The sequence below is a fragment of the Pseudoalteromonas sp. G5_S1_14_S5 genome (assembly GCF_054968605.1).
Genome location: NZ_JBQKUM010000054.1, coordinates 20,874 through 34,543 on the forward strand (window position 1 = coordinate 20,874; position 13,670 = coordinate 34,543).

Annotated in this window: 11 protein-coding genes; 7 read left to right on the top strand and 4 right to left on the bottom strand. The window is 45.3% G+C overall.

The features are described from left to right. Positions 1–34: 34 nt before the first annotated feature. Together hyi and gcl are read right to left on the bottom strand one after the other, a co-directional pair. Positions 35–811: a hydroxypyruvate isomerase gene (gene hyi / locus ACTRWI_RS15850; RefSeq protein ID WP_499132703.1), complete on the bottom strand. Its 777-nt coding sequence runs from the start codon at positions 809–811 to the stop codon at positions 35–37. A 114-nt stretch (positions 812–925) separates the two neighbouring features. Further along, positions 926–2,698 (bottom strand): glyoxylate carboligase, encoded by a 1,773-nt coding sequence (gene gcl, locus ACTRWI_RS15855; RefSeq protein WP_499132705.1) that lies wholly within the window; start codon positions 2,696–2,698, stop codon positions 926–928. A gap of 314 nt (positions 2,699–3,012) precedes the next feature. Here gcl and aceB point away from each other — a divergent pair, with 314 nt between their 5' ends. Both aceB and ACTRWI_RS15865 read left to right on the top strand, forming a co-directional pair. Continuing rightward, the gene (gene aceB, locus ACTRWI_RS15860; RefSeq protein WP_499132707.1) at positions 3,013–4,638 is read left to right on the top strand and encodes a malate synthase A; all 1,626 of its coding nucleotides are present in this window, start codon (positions 3,013–3,015) and stop codon (positions 4,636–4,638) included. Positions 4,639–4,723: 85 nt separating this feature from the next. Further along, complete coding sequence (locus ACTRWI_RS15865; RefSeq protein WP_499132708.1) at positions 4,724–5,164, top strand: GlcG/HbpS family heme-binding protein; 441 nt, start codon at positions 4,724–4,726, stop codon at positions 5,162–5,164. 87 nt (positions 5,165–5,251) lie between these two features. Here ACTRWI_RS15865 and ACTRWI_RS15870 read toward each other — a convergent pair whose 3' ends face one another. Then, entirely contained in the window at positions 5,252–5,734 is a 483-nt protein-coding gene (locus tag ACTRWI_RS15870) for a MarR family winged helix-turn-helix transcriptional regulator (protein WP_499132710.1), read from the bottom strand. A gap of 123 nt (positions 5,735–5,857) precedes the next feature. Between ACTRWI_RS15870 and ACTRWI_RS15875 the strand changes: the two genes are divergently transcribed. After that, a complete protein-coding gene (locus ACTRWI_RS15875) occupies positions 5,858–6,751 on the top strand; it encodes a DMT family transporter (protein WP_499132712.1) in 894 nt (297 codons plus the stop codon). Positions 6,752–6,832: 81 nt separating this feature from the next. On the opposite strand, the gene ACTRWI_RS15880 is transcribed toward ACTRWI_RS15875, so the two are convergent. Next, the gene (locus tag ACTRWI_RS15880; RefSeq protein WP_499132714.1) at positions 6,833–8,098 is read right to left on the bottom strand and encodes an MFS transporter; all 1,266 of its coding nucleotides are present in this window, start codon (positions 8,096–8,098) and stop codon (positions 6,833–6,835) included. A 92-nt stretch (positions 8,099–8,190) separates the two neighbouring features. Here ACTRWI_RS15880 and ACTRWI_RS15885 point away from each other — a divergent pair, with 92 nt between their 5' ends. The 4 genes from ACTRWI_RS15885 to ACTRWI_RS15900 all read left to right on the top strand — a co-directional run bounded on the left by ACTRWI_RS15885 (position 8,191) and on the right by ACTRWI_RS15900 (position 13,607). Beyond that, on the top strand, positions 8,191–9,927 hold the full coding sequence (locus ACTRWI_RS15885; RefSeq protein WP_499132715.1) for an SgrR family transcriptional regulator: 1,737 nt from the start codon (positions 8,191–8,193) through the stop codon (positions 9,925–9,927). A gap of 233 nt (positions 9,928–10,160) precedes the next feature. Beyond that, positions 10,161–11,078, top strand: a complete 918-nt coding sequence (locus ACTRWI_RS15890) for a DMT family transporter (protein ID WP_499132716.1) — start codon at positions 10,161–10,163, stop codon at positions 11,076–11,078. Between the two features lie 239 nt (positions 11,079–11,317). Beyond that, positions 11,318–12,160 (top strand): helix-turn-helix domain-containing protein, encoded by an 843-nt coding sequence (locus tag ACTRWI_RS15895; protein ID WP_499132718.1) that lies wholly within the window; start codon positions 11,318–11,320, stop codon positions 12,158–12,160. A 100-nt stretch (positions 12,161–12,260) separates the two neighbouring features. Next, positions 12,261–13,607, top strand: coding sequence for an MATE family efflux transporter (locus ACTRWI_RS15900; RefSeq protein WP_499132720.1), 1,347 nt, complete (start codon positions 12,261–12,263; stop codon positions 13,605–13,607). The last annotated feature ends 63 nt before the right edge of the window (positions 13,608–13,670 follow it).

The window sequence follows — 13,670 nt, forward strand, 5'->3', positions numbered from 1 at the left end:
GTTCTCCTTAACGTTTGAGGGTTACCAGGCGCAATTAACGGTACAGGTTCAGCCAACCAAGGCCTTCTGTCGTTGTCGTTTTCGGTTTGTATTCGCAGCCAACCCAGCCTTGATAGCCAAGGTCATCAAGGTAGTTAAGTACGAATGGATAATTGATTTCTCCGGTACCCGGCTCGTGTCGACCAGGGTTATCAGCCAGCTGCACATGAGCGATTTGACCGATGTTCTGCTGCATGGTCGGCGTAAGATCGCCCTCCATAATCTGCATGTGATAGATATCGTATTGGATAGAAAGATTATCGCTCGCCACCTCTTTAATGATGGCTTTCGCTTGCTCGGTGGTATTCAGGAAAAAGCCCAGAATATCGCGCGTGTTAATCGCTTCAATCACTAGGCTAATGCCTTCGGCAGCCAGAGCATTTGCGGCGTAGTGCAGGTTAACCACAAAGGTTGCCTGAGCGTCTTGCACAGTCACTCCCTGTGGGACAATGCCAGCCAAACAGTTCACCTGTTTACAGCCCAGTTTCTTGGCATAAGCGATCGCTTTAGGAACGCCCGCTTGAAACTCTTTAACGCGTGCTGGGTCAACCGCAATACCACGATCACCAGCATCCCAATCCCCAGCAGGCAAGTTAAATAGCACTTGCTCTAGATTATTAGCATCAAGCTTTTGTTTAATCTCATCCGCATCAAAGACATATGGGAAAAGGTATTCGACGCCCTGAAAACCGGCCTCTGCGGCGGCTTCAAAACGGTCCATAAAATCAACTTCCGTGAATAACATTGACAAGTTTGCTGCAAATTTTGCCATGACTCTGTCCTTACTTTTTGTTTGGTGAAGCTAATGTGGTTTGGTGAAGCCGCGCTCTATTGGAGGCTTTCCGTAGAACTCAATCTCGCTCTACGGATACACATTATTTCGTGATTACTTGTACGCTAGCGCGGTTGGTGCATCGCTGCTGCTTTCCGCAAGCGGTTCAAATTCGTTGATGGCGTTGATCTCTACGCCCATAGAGATATTGGTCACGCGCTCCAAAATCAGCTCAACAACCACAGGCACTTTGTGCTTGTGCATGAGCTCTTTAGCTTGCTCAAACGCAGCTGCAATTTGGTCTGGCTCGCGAACTCGAATCGCCTTACAACCAAGACCTTCAACAACTGCCACATGGTCAACACCGTAGCCTTCAAGCTCTGGCGCATTCTGATTATCAAATGCCAGTTGCACACAGTAATCGATATCAAACTGACGCTGCGCTTGACGAATCAAGCCTAGGTAGGAGTTGTTCACCAGTACATGAATATATGGCAGATTGAATTGAGCACCTACCGCCAGCTCTTCAATCATAAATTGGAAGTCGTAGTCACCGGAGATAGCGACGATATCGCGATCCGGATCCGCAGCTCGAACGCCCAATGCAGCAGGTGTTGTCCAACCAAGCGGGCCAGCCTGACCACAGTTGATCCAATATCGAGGCTTGTACACATGAAGGAACTGCGCTGCGGCAATCTGCGACAAGCCTATAGTGCTGACGTAGCAAGTATCACGACCAAATGCTTTGTTCATCTCTTCATAAACGCGCATCGGTTTCATCGGTGCTTCATCGAAATTGGTTTTACGTAACATGGTCGACTTGCGGTCCTGACACTCACCTACCCAGCCACTTCGATTTGGTAATTTACCTGCATCGCGCCACTCTTTAGCGACTTCAACCATGAGCTCAAGTGCCGATTTTGCATCTGAAACAATGCCTAAATCAGGGCAGAACACGCGACCAATTTGGGTCGGTTCAATATCGACATGGACAAACTTACGACCTTCCGTGTAAACATCGACAGAGCCGGTATGGCGGTTAGCCCAACGGTTACCAACGCCAAATACAAAGTCAGAGTTCAGCATGGTTTCATTGCCGTAACGGTGAGAGGTTTGTAGGCCCACCATACCCGCCATTAACTCGTGGTCATCTGGGATAGAACCCCAGCCCATCAAGGTTGGTATCACTGGTACACCTGTGATCTCAGCAAATTGCTGCAGTAGCTCAGATGCGCCTGCGTTGATAACACCACCACCTGAGACAATCAGAGGTTTTTCAGCTTGTGCCATCATGCTGAGTGCTTTCTCAACCTGTTCGCGAGTCGCTTTGGGTTTGTATGGTTCAAGCGGCTCGTAGGTATCAATATCGAACTCAATTTCGGCTAACTGTACATCTAGAGGTAGGTCAATCAGAACTGGGCCCGGACGTCCTGAACGCATCAAATGAAAGGCTTTTTGAAAAGCGCGTGGCACTTGAGCTGGCTCCAGTACCGTGGTTACCCACTTAGTAACAGGCTTAGCAATGGATTCGATGTCGACCGCTTGAAAGTCTTCTTTATGAAGGCGAGCACGTGGAGCCTGACCAGTAATACATAAGATAGGGATCGAGTCAGCCGATGCCGAATAAAGACCTGTGATCATATCCGTCCCTGCTGGACCTGAAGTACCAATACACACACCAATATTATCTTGGTTAGAACGTGTATAACCTTCAGCCATATGTGAGGCCCCCTCTACATGTCGAGCTAAGACATGATCTATCCCTCCGAATTTTTTCATTGCTGCGTACATTGGGTTTATTGCTGCGCCGGGAACACCAAATGCGATGTCTACTCCTTCACGTTTAAGCACTTCAACCGCTGCTTCAATCGCTTTCATAATTGCCATTCGAACCTCCAGCTAAGATTGTATACAATTAAATTAACTTTTGTGTACTATGAATTATCCACAATATTTATCAAGCCCAATTTGAAACAATTTTGTTACATAAACCTATCCTATTGAACTGCAAACAAGCCTGAAAACCCTGCAATTCATTGCTTTATATAAAATATCTTTACGTGTAAATAAATTACAAAAAGATCAAATGATAAATAAATGTTAAATTCTATTTGCTTGTTTACAATTTCTAAAATATAAATACCGTTAAAAAGAACATTTTGTATACAAAATGACATCATATTGTGTAAAGGAGACAAGCAATGATGAATGACGTGAAAGAAAGAGAAGAAACACTGTGTATGCAGGTACTTGGGAATATGGACACCCCCGAGTACAAAGAGATCTTGTCTAAAGATGCATTGAAGTTCTTAGAAGCTATCGTTAACAAGTTTGGAGATCGCCGTCATGCCCTGCTCAATGATCGCGACATAAAACAAGCGCAATATGATGACGGTGAGCTGCCTAATTTTAGGAAGGACACTATCTCTATTCGTCAGAATAAAGAGTGGAAAGTCGCAACACCGCCCCCGGAACTACTGGATCGTCGCGTAGAGATCACTGGCCCTATCGAGAGAAAGATAGTGATCAACGCATTAAACTCAGGTGCGAAAGTCTTCATGTGCTGTTTTGAGGATGCGTCCTCCCCAACTTGGGCCAACATGGTTGAAGGGCAAATTAACTTAAGAGATGCCAATTTGGGCACCATCAGCTATTTTGATGAGAAGAAACAAAAGAACTACCAGCTAAACAGCGACCCTGCGTTGTTAATCGCTCGCCCTCGTGGAATCCATCTACCTGAACAATCAATTCAATTCAATAATCAACTCATCGCGGGTTGTCTGATGGACTTTGCGCTGTACTTTTTCCACAACTATCAATCACGTGCACAGCAAGGCTTAGGCGTTTACTACTACATTCCAAAGCTTGAGAGCATGGAAGAAGCACAATGGTGGGACGACATTTTCAGTTTCACCGAGAACTATTTCAACGTAGCAAAAGGCACAATCCGTGCGACCGTATTGATTGAAACGCTGCCAGCCGTTTTCCAAATGGAAGAGATCTTGTACGCCATGCGCGATCACATCGTTGCGATGAACTGCGGCCGTTGGGATTACATCTTCAGCTACATCAAAACACTGAAAAATCATAAAGATCGTATCTTGCCAGACCGTCACGGGATCGGCATGGATCAAGAGTTCCTGAACGCTTACAGCCAACTGCTGGTTCGTACTTGTCACGCTCGTGGAGCACTGGCAATGGGGGGCATGTCAGCCTTCATTCCAGCAAAAGATCCACAAGAGATGGAACGCGTTACCGCCAAGGTTATTGAAGACAAACAAAGAGAGTCAAAAAACGGTCACGATGGCACATGGGTCGCGCACCCTGCCTTAGTTGATTTAGCGATGTCGATCTTCGACAAGCACCTTGATGGCAAAGTCAATCAAATGGATTTCCAAAGCCCTGACCACACCATCAATGCCGGCACCTTACTTAAACCATGTGAAGGCAGCCGCGACGAGGCCGGCGTACGCAAGAATATCCGTATTGCGCTGTATTACATCGAGGCTTGGATCCAAGGCTACGGCTGTGTACCTATCTACGGACTAATGGAAGATGCCGCCACCGCAGAGATCTCAAGAGCCAACATTTGGCAATGGATTCATCATGGCGTCACGCTCGATGACGGCCAAACCTTTACCAAACAACTGTTCCACTCTTGGCTTTACCAAGAGTTAGACACAATAAAACACGAAGTCGGTGACTCGCGCTACGCAGCAGGTCGATTCGAAGAGACGGCCGATCTTTTCTATCAGCTTTCTACAGCCGAAGAGTTCGCTGCCTTCCTAACTTTACCAAGCTATGGGCTTTTGCAAGAATCCAGCTAGGCGTCTTGCGGCGATTCAAACAGATCAATAAACACTGATTTTGGTCTGCTTGAATTAGCCAAGCCCATGAAAATTAAGAGATAACATGGGAAGTTTGACTCTACAACAAGCGTTAACCATTATAGATGGCACCTTTAAAGCAGGCAAAAAGATTCACACAGAGCCACTCACTGTTGCTGTGTTAGACAGCGGTGGAAAACTGATTTCTCTGCAACGTCAAGATGGCTCCAGCATGATGCGACCTGACATCGCCATTGCTAAAGCCTGGGGCGCACTCGCACTAGGGTGTTCCTCAAAAAAACTCGCCCAAGATGCAGACAACAGGCCAGCATTTATCTCCGCGGTGAACGTACTCGCACACGGAAACATGGTGCCAGTACCAGGGGGCTTACTGATTCGAGACAAGGATAAAACGGTACTCGGTGCTATTGGTGTCAGCGGTGACATTTCAGACATCGATGAAAGCTGCGCCATCAATGGAAGTGGCTGCGCAGAGCTGTTTAGTGACGAGATGCTGCAAGCTTAATCCAGCAGCAATAGAGATAACTTAAAAAGAAAAGCCGAAGCCTTATGCTTCGGTTTTTTTTATGAATCTAAAAAGAGATAAGCGAACCTACTCGTAGGCACTCAACCAAGTTTTTAAAAGTTGGTTAGTGTTTTTCTTCTGACTTGCCGATAAAGACTTAACCAGCTTTTTCTGCATTTCGACATGCTCAGTCATCATCTCATCAATCAGAACTAAGCCATCTTTAGTCAATTTAACGCTGACGCTGCGTCGGTCTTCTTTACTGTGCTCGCGGCTGATTAACCCTTTAGCTTCCAGTTTATCAAGACGATTAGTCATCGCACCTGATGTCAGCATCATTGACCCAATCAGCTCAGAGGGCGTTAGTCGGTATGGCTTGCCAGAGCGTCGCAAGGTTGCCAATACATCAAACTCACCCAATTTCATGTCGTATTTTTTATGAAGGCCGGCAACTTGCGTCTCCATATACTTTGCAATACGCATAATCCGGCCCATCATTGCCATAGGCTCAGTTTCTAATTCGGGCTTTTCCTTTGCCCATTGCGCTACAACGCGGTCGATAGCATCCATTTGCAATCTAGCTCCGTTATTAGTCTGATTACTTTAAACTAGTTTAACATAAAGATACTTTACAACCACTAGTTCTCAGTATACAGTTCACACAATAGTTATCTTAACATAAAGATATTTTAGATGAACATATTATTAGCAATGATTCCCGCATTCTTCTGGGGAACAACTTATGCAGTGACGCAATTTACGCTACAGGGGTGGCCACCATTATTACTAGGTGCTTTGCGCGCATTACCTGCTGGTTTGTTATTGCTAGCGGTAAAACCGACACTGCCGAAAAAAGGCGAGTGGCAAATCATTTTCACTCTAGGCCTGATCAACATCGCGACCTTCTTTGGTTTGATCTTCGTGATGGCACTGACGCTGCCTTCAGCGATTTCGGGCGTGGGTATGATCTCTGTGCCTGTGTTCGCAATGATCTTCCATTGGGTAGTGAAAAAGCAGCGCCCACATTTGATTCAAGCCTTGTCAGGTATTGGACTGGTCACCTTGGCGTGGATTCTATTCAACCCAAGCCAAATCGCCTTGAACCCTATCGGTTTAGGTGCCATGTTTGCCGCGATAATGTGCATCGTTATCGGCAGCAGCATTACCAAATCACTGGGGAATCGCATGCACTGGTGGAAAGTACTGACATGGCAGCTCATTCTGGGCGGAGCAATCTTATCTGTCGCGTCCGGCGTTCATGCCTTCATTGACCCACAGCCTTATGTGAATTCGGTGACTCATTTCGATACTCGCAACGCAATGGGCTTGGTTTGGGTGATTGGGCTAAACACAGCGCTGGGTTACGGCATGTATGTATGGTTACTACAACGTATGACGGTGGTTGATTTCACCTTTGGTGGCATCGCCAATCCAGTAGCGGGCATAGTGACAGGTATGGTGTTAATGGGAGAATCCTTCACTGTGGTACAATACTCACTCATGACAGGCATGATCATCATGTCACTGCTACCACAACTGATTCTTGCAATCCGACAGTCCAAAACCATCAAACCTGTTACGCAGTAAAAGCGGCAAACTAAACTATAAAAACGCGCCTTAAATTGGCGCGTTATTTATTAATAGTCGATTACAAACTTAAGCCTAAATCTAATCAATATATCGAACCTTGGTCATCATCAACCCAAAGGCAGCCAACACTTGAGCCACAAAACAGCTGACAAAAAGTACCGACAAACCAAACATTGTCACCAAGTATCCAGAAGCAGCCAAACCAAATGGCATCAAGAGTTTAAACAAAGACCCTGTAATTCCAGCAACACGACCAAGGTGCTTTTCCTCGAATGCTTCTTGACGATAGCTCCAAATACAAATGCTGCTGTAGACGCCAATCGCACTCACCCATAAGAACGACATCATCAATACACCTTTTTCAATGACAACCATGTGCGCTGAAGTCATACCTTGCAGTGAATAGCTTTGACTCAGCAATGCAGGGAACAAGAATCCAAACGCCTCTAATACAATAGACAAAATAAGCAGCACGCCAAGCCCGATGCGCTTTCTAACCTTATCCGCGGTAAAAGAACCTAATAATCCACCGACGCCGGACGCCGCGATCAAGTAACCAACCTCGATATGACTGAGCGCTAATTCAGCTTTGGCAAAATAGATGGCTTGAATCCAGAAAATTGCACCCGTGGTATTGATCACCATCACGACCAAGGTGATGTGCCACATGTTTTTATTCGCATATAAGATCAACCAACCCTCTTTAAGCGCACTCAGCACCGACTGTTGAGCCACGGGGGCTGATGGCTTGAATTCCAGTTTATTGAGCTGCCAAAACGCTAGCACATACATCACCGCAATAAGCAAAAACACGTTATGTAACGCAGACAATAAAAGCAGCCCACCAGACAAAACCGGGCCAACAGTTTCTAACAAACTGTACAAAGAACTCATTCTCGCGGTGGCGGTATTTTGCATGTGCTGAGGTAAAACATTTTTCATCATCCCAATACGCGCATTGTGGTAACCATAGTTAAACGCCATCATAAGGAACGCGCACGGAAACAGGGCGTACAAAGGGTTCGGCAACCATCTTACTGCAATATAAGAGACGACCAATACTGCTGCTTGCCCGATCAACATGCATTGTGACCACTGCTTTTTATTAAACCTATCAACCCAAACACCGATGAACAGAGCTAATAGTAGGTTGGGTAAAAACTCGACGGCTCTCATCCAACCCATCATCTCTGAAGATTCTGTCAACTCGTAAACCAACAAGGGCAAAGCAAGGTCATAAATCTTGGTACCAAAGGCAACAAAGAACGCCGTTGAGAACAAAACAATAAAGCTTGAGCTTTTCCAAATAGAGGGTGATGCCTCTGCACCTTTTACACTTTCCATTTCTTATTCCCTTTTAAAAACAATCGAGTAACCCTATTATCGAGATTAAAAGATGAAGAAAAATAGAAAGATTAAACAAGGATTTCACCTTTATGCATTTCTGGAAGGCACTGGCATTTTTACGTTCTCGGGTACTCGTTAACCAACCGACCTCACTCTCTTTAACTGAAATAACGAATGCGCTAGGCTGTACCAGACGCAACGCTCAATTGGTGATCAAAAAGCTAGTCAGCGAAGGCTGGATTGACTGGAAGTCGGGAGTTGGCAGAGGCAACCTACCCACACTCACGCTATTAAAAAGCTTGGACAGTGAGCTTGAGATGCGAATAGATGAATTGCTCTCTGAGAATAAAGTTGACCAAGCATTGGAGCTGGTTGATGAATCACAACGGAATCAGTTTCTACTGGGTTATATCAGCCGCTATCAAAGCTTGCCGACTGAACTAGATATCCTGCAAATCCCTTTTTATCGAGGGACACACAGTCTGGACCCTATTGAAGTCACACGACGCACTGAAGCTCACATAACTAGCTACCTTTTTAGTAACTTACTACGTTTCAACAAGTCAACTCACTCGTTTGATGGTGATCTTGCCATTGATTGGTATCAAACAGAGCACCGTTGGCACTTCACGTTACGCAAAGGCTTAGTCTTTCATGACGGTTCACCGATTCTAGCGCAAGACGTCAAAGCACACTTTCAACGTCTGAAAGGAAGCTGTCATCACAATAGTCAGCAATTTAAATGCATCTCCGCTATTACTGTTATCGATTCGCTTCACCTCTGTTTCGATATCAATGCCAACACAGGCTACCTTCCGTCACTGCTGTCGTGCTCCGCCGGAGGTGTTGCTAAAAAAGTAGGAGATAAAATTATTGGTAGCGGCAGCTTTAAATTAGTGGAGCAGTCCGAATGGCTAACCAGACTCGAGGCATTCAACTCCTACCATGGACACCGGCCTTGGGTAGATGGTATCGAGATGTGGAATGTCGGTGATAAAGCCAAAGACTATGAAATGCACTGCGATGTTGTTCACTCACACCCACATTACCAACACTCATCCACATCAAACGAGCTTGCCGAAATAGAACAGTGGGAAAAGGGGTGCGAGTACGCTTTGCTCAACCCACATAGACACACTTGGCTATCAAACCCACAACACCTTAAATCACTGAGTGAATTACTACGTTTGCTGGGGATCGCTAAAGACATACCTCTGGACACTGTCGGCTACGCCGCGGGGATGCTATCGACGTCCAATCAATCAACACAGCCAAAGATAGAAACGGCGAATAACAAAAGCCCATTGCAAATGGCTCGACAATTCGCAGACCAGCTTAGCAAGCCTAAACAACCGTTAAAGATCCTAACCTATCAGCTGTTTGACCACATAAAAATGGCTCGCCACTATTGTGAGCGGTTGAATGAACTTGGTTTTATCTGCGAATATCAAGTGCTTGAGTTCCCAGAGTTTTGCCAGTCAGATAACCTAAAAGATGCTGACATATTAATTAGCGGCGAAGTATTTTCAGATAACCTCGATAGTAGTTGGATGGGGTGGCTACAAAGTTCTATCACATTAGAAGTGTGCCTCACTGACGAGCAAAAACAGTGGCGAGATGAAAGCCTTGAACGGCTCTGGAAAATAACCGATTACCAACAACGACAACCTCTCTTCCTAAACATAGAAGCGCAATTGATCGCATTCGGAATCTATCGACCAATTTTTCACGTTAAACAGCAGCTCAATTATGCCAAAACCGTGAATCCTGTGGAGCAGTTGGCGAACGGCTGGATTGATTTCAATCAAATCACTATGCGCCGCTAAATTGGTCAATTCTCAACCCAAATTAAACCCCACAAAGAACAATGAATTTATTTAAGTGTCAATTTATAAAAAAATCTACCTCAATAAGTCAATTTCATAGATTTAATTTCTCCATTTAACTTCAATTAGAGATAAAAAGACAAATTTTTTCTCCGACGACCTCCTTATACTGTGACACGTCATTAGGGCGCTACAAGCCTATGATTTAAAATAATTATTAATGAGTAGTCACCATGAATTCGAAGTCGCTAACTATCTTGCTTTTTGTCTCTGTTTGCTTAATTTGGGGAACCACTTGGTTCGCTATGGAAGTGGCATTGCATTCTATACCACCAATTTTTGCTACTGGACTGCGCTTTTTACTTGCAGCCCCTCTGCTTGCAGTACTAGCAAAAGCCTTCAATCAACCTTTGCTGTTCCCTAAGGGCAAGCGTCAATGGCTACTTATTGTGGCACTGATGTATTTCGCGATTCCGTTCACTTTGATGATCTACGGTGAGCAATACATCTCTTCTGGTTTGGCTTCGATCATCTTCGCTAACATGCCTGTTGCTGTGATGTTGATGTCGGGTTTGTTCCTTGGTCTACGCTTAGCGAAGCATCAAATATTCGGCCTAGTTACCGCGGTTATCAGCCTGTGTTTAATTCTTGGCAACGAAATGCAAATGGGGGGTGATGACTACTTTATCGGTACGGTATGCCTAGGTCTTGCGGTCGCGATTCACGCGGTAATGTACGTGTTAGTTCAAAAACATTGTAAAGGCATCGAGGTACTGACTTACAACGCTGTACCAAGTTTCATTGCTGCAATTTTCTTGTTTGCAGTATCGGCAGTAGGTGAGAACGTGAACGTAGAATCTTTCACTTGGGATTCTATCTCAGCGGTCGTGTACCTAGGTTTTGTAGCAAGTGTCGGCGGTATTGTGGCTTACTTCAAACTAGGTCAGGTTTCGACGCCGTTCCAAGCCTCCATTTGTTTCCTTATCTTCCCAGTGGTTGCACTGTTAATCTCTTGCTACATCAATGGTGAGGTGCTATCGGAACAGTCTCTGTTTATGATGATCCCTCTGCTTTGTGGCATCCTGCTAACCAAAGCACCGAAGAGCATCTTCAAGCTGCGTTCAACGCTTAAAGCGGCAAGCAGTAACTAAGCAGCTAAACTCAAAGATAAAACGCATTCAAACTGCCCCAGAAGCTCACCATATGCTACTGGGGTTTTGTTTAGCCCAAACTCGCCTTCACAATTTACTGCCCCTTGAAAGCCAGCCCCTTCTCATACTGAACCGCTTACCAAGCGAATGACTTAAACATCGCGATCAACTACATTAGACACAGCCATTGTAGCCAGCTCTGGTTAATACCCGTAATTATCTCTCCACAAAGGAATGTCATGAGTAATCCCATCAAACATATGCGTCTTGTCAAAGGTCAACCTTGTAGGGTTGAGGAACTGACGAATAGCGACGATGCGTTCTTAGAGCCGCACAGACATGAATACTGGGAGTTAGTATGGTGCGTGGATAATCATGGCAGTCAGAGTATTGATTTCGTTGACTACGACAATAAGATCGGCCGTATTTTCACCATTGCACCGGGCCAAGTACACCGCTCGGAGCTAGTCGGAAAAAGTGCTCGTTTACTGGTATTTACCCCAGGCTTTGTTAAAACCAATCACCGCAACACTCAGCTGGTCGATACTGTTTTTGCCATGCACCAAAGCCGCCCTCCCTATTTGGATTGCAATGAAGAAGGCAACCGCTACCTGTTGCCTATTTTCGACATGCTGAAAGAAGAATGTGCACTAGAAGAGAGCGACTGGGACTTAGTAGAATCACTCATGAATAGCTTTTTGCGCTACATCCTGCGCTTTGCTAGCCAATCCTCATTAAAAGGTGAAGTACGCGATAGCCGAGTGAGCAAGGTGGTTGATTTGATTGAACAGCACTACGTCACCCATAAACATTGTGATTTTTATGCGCAAGCTCTGTCGATAACCAACAAACGCATTAACGAAATTGTCAAAGCTGAAAAAGGTAAAACCGTCACTCAATTGATCCACGACCGAATCATTTTAGAAGCGAATCGAGAACTGATCTTCTCAACCAAGACCATCAAGACCATCGCTTTTGAACTCGGCTTCGAAGATCCAGCCTATTTCAGCCGTTTTTATCGCGGACAGATGAAAGAGTCACCGGCACAATTTCGAAGCCGATGTGCAAATAGTGCAATATAATACGCAGATAATCCCTTTTTTAGCCTCCACTAAGTTCCGATAATGCTCCCTCTTTATTTCATCCATCTTGGTACATCCAAATTGTTGGGAGCTTGTTCGAATGGCCATAAACCTAAAAACCGATCCAATATCTAAGTCTTTTTATCAATACCTTTGGCCAGCGCTAACTGGCATGGTGATCAAATCTCTTTTCATCATGGGAGACGCTTGGTTCGTTGGGCATGGTGTCGGTCCTGATGGCTTGGGCGCTATCGCTCTAACCATCCCTGCCTTCTCAATATTTACTGCAATTGCCATGATGGTTGGTATTGGTGGGGCGGCGCTGATGTCTATTGAAGTGGGCAAAGGCAACGTAACCTCTGGGCAAACTCTGTTTAATCAATCGATGTTGATCACCGCTCTGTTTTGCACAGTAACCGTCAGCATTGCATTGTATTGGCTCGATGAGATTATTGCGCTGATGGGGGCTTCAGGATACATGGCTGAGCTCACTCACGACTACCTATCTGTAATGCTGCAGTTCTTCGTACTCTACTCGTTAGCTTGGGTTATGTCGTGCTTTGTGCGTAACGATACCAACCCAAAACTGGCGACTTATGCCATGTCAATTGGCGCTATAGTCAACCTCGTATTGGATTACTTCTTCGTCCTAAAATGGGGTTGGGGCATGAAAGGGGCCGCCTACGGCACAGCCATCGCGCAGGGTGTCATCGCGTGTATTTTATTGAGTCACTTTTTACGTAAACAAGGCACATTAACACTGAGTTTAAAAGGCATTAGTTTTGATAAACTGCCAAGCATCCTGAAGATTGGCACTCCAACTTTCTTCATTGAAGTAACAGCAGCGATAACGATCTTACTGTTCAACTATGTCCTGTTGGATCAGTTTGGCGAGAACCATATTATCGCTTATGGTTTAACAGCCAACATCGGGGTCTTTGCTCTATTTGTGATGGTCGGTATTGCTCAAGCTTGTCAGCCTATAATTAGCTTCAACCATGGTGCGAACCAGCCAAATCGCATCGAAGAAATCTTCCGCTTAGGATTAAAAAGTGCGGTCGGCAGTGGCCTAGTATTTATGGGGATTGTGTATCTGTTCGCACCTCAAATCGCAGCACTATATCTGGGGGCTTCAAGTGATTTGATAGGGTTATCCGCGACCGCACTCACCTCCTTTTTCTTTGGTGTGCCGCTAATGGGGATCAACTTAGTGATTGCTAACCTGTTTCAAGCTACTGCCAAACCTAAACAGGCAACACTAATATCTCTTGCTCGCGGTTTTGTGTTCGTGGCTTTGGGTATCATCATTCTGCCAAAGCTGTTCCCAGAACAAGGGATTTGGGCAAGTATTCTATTCGCGGAAACTCTAACGGCAATCGTCAGCCTTAACATGTTACACCGTAACAAAAAGCACTTTACTGACTCCTTAGAGCAACAAGTCGTGTAGACGAGCGATCAGCAAAAACTAAAAAAGCTCCAATATCGCTATTGGAGCTTTTTATTTATCTCG

Bases quoted from the DNA above. Each gene is read 5' to 3' on its own strand.
- hyi (WP_499132703.1), bottom strand. From the start codon at position 811: ATGGCAAAATTTGCAGCAAACTTGTCAATGTTATTCACGGAAGTTGAT.
- gcl (WP_499132705.1), bottom strand. From the start codon at position 2,698: ATGGCAATTATGAAAGCGATTGAAGCAGCGGTTGAAGTGCTTAAACGT.
- aceB (WP_499132707.1), top strand. From the start codon at position 3,013: ATGATGAATGACGTGAAAGAAAGAGAAGAAACACTGTGTATGCAGGTA.
- ACTRWI_RS15865 (WP_499132708.1), top strand. From the start codon at position 4,724: ATGGGAAGTTTGACTCTACAACAAGCGTTAACCATTATAGATGGCACC.
- ACTRWI_RS15870 (WP_499132710.1), bottom strand. From the start codon at position 5,734: ATGGATGCTATCGACCGCGTTGTAGCGCAATGGGCAAAGGAAAAGCCC.
- ACTRWI_RS15875 (WP_499132712.1), top strand. From the start codon at position 5,858: ATGAACATATTATTAGCAATGATTCCCGCATTCTTCTGGGGAACAACT.
- ACTRWI_RS15880 (WP_499132714.1), bottom strand. From the start codon at position 8,098: ATGGAAAGTGTAAAAGGTGCAGAGGCATCACCCTCTATTTGGAAAAGC.
- ACTRWI_RS15885 (WP_499132715.1), top strand. From the start codon at position 8,191: ATGCATTTCTGGAAGGCACTGGCATTTTTACGTTCTCGGGTACTCGTT.
- ACTRWI_RS15890 (WP_499132716.1), top strand. From the start codon at position 10,161: ATGAATTCGAAGTCGCTAACTATCTTGCTTTTTGTCTCTGTTTGCTTA.
- ACTRWI_RS15895 (WP_499132718.1), top strand. From the start codon at position 11,318: ATGAGTAATCCCATCAAACATATGCGTCTTGTCAAAGGTCAACCTTGT.
- ACTRWI_RS15900 (WP_499132720.1), top strand. From the start codon at position 12,261: ATGGCCATAAACCTAAAAACCGATCCAATATCTAAGTCTTTTTATCAA.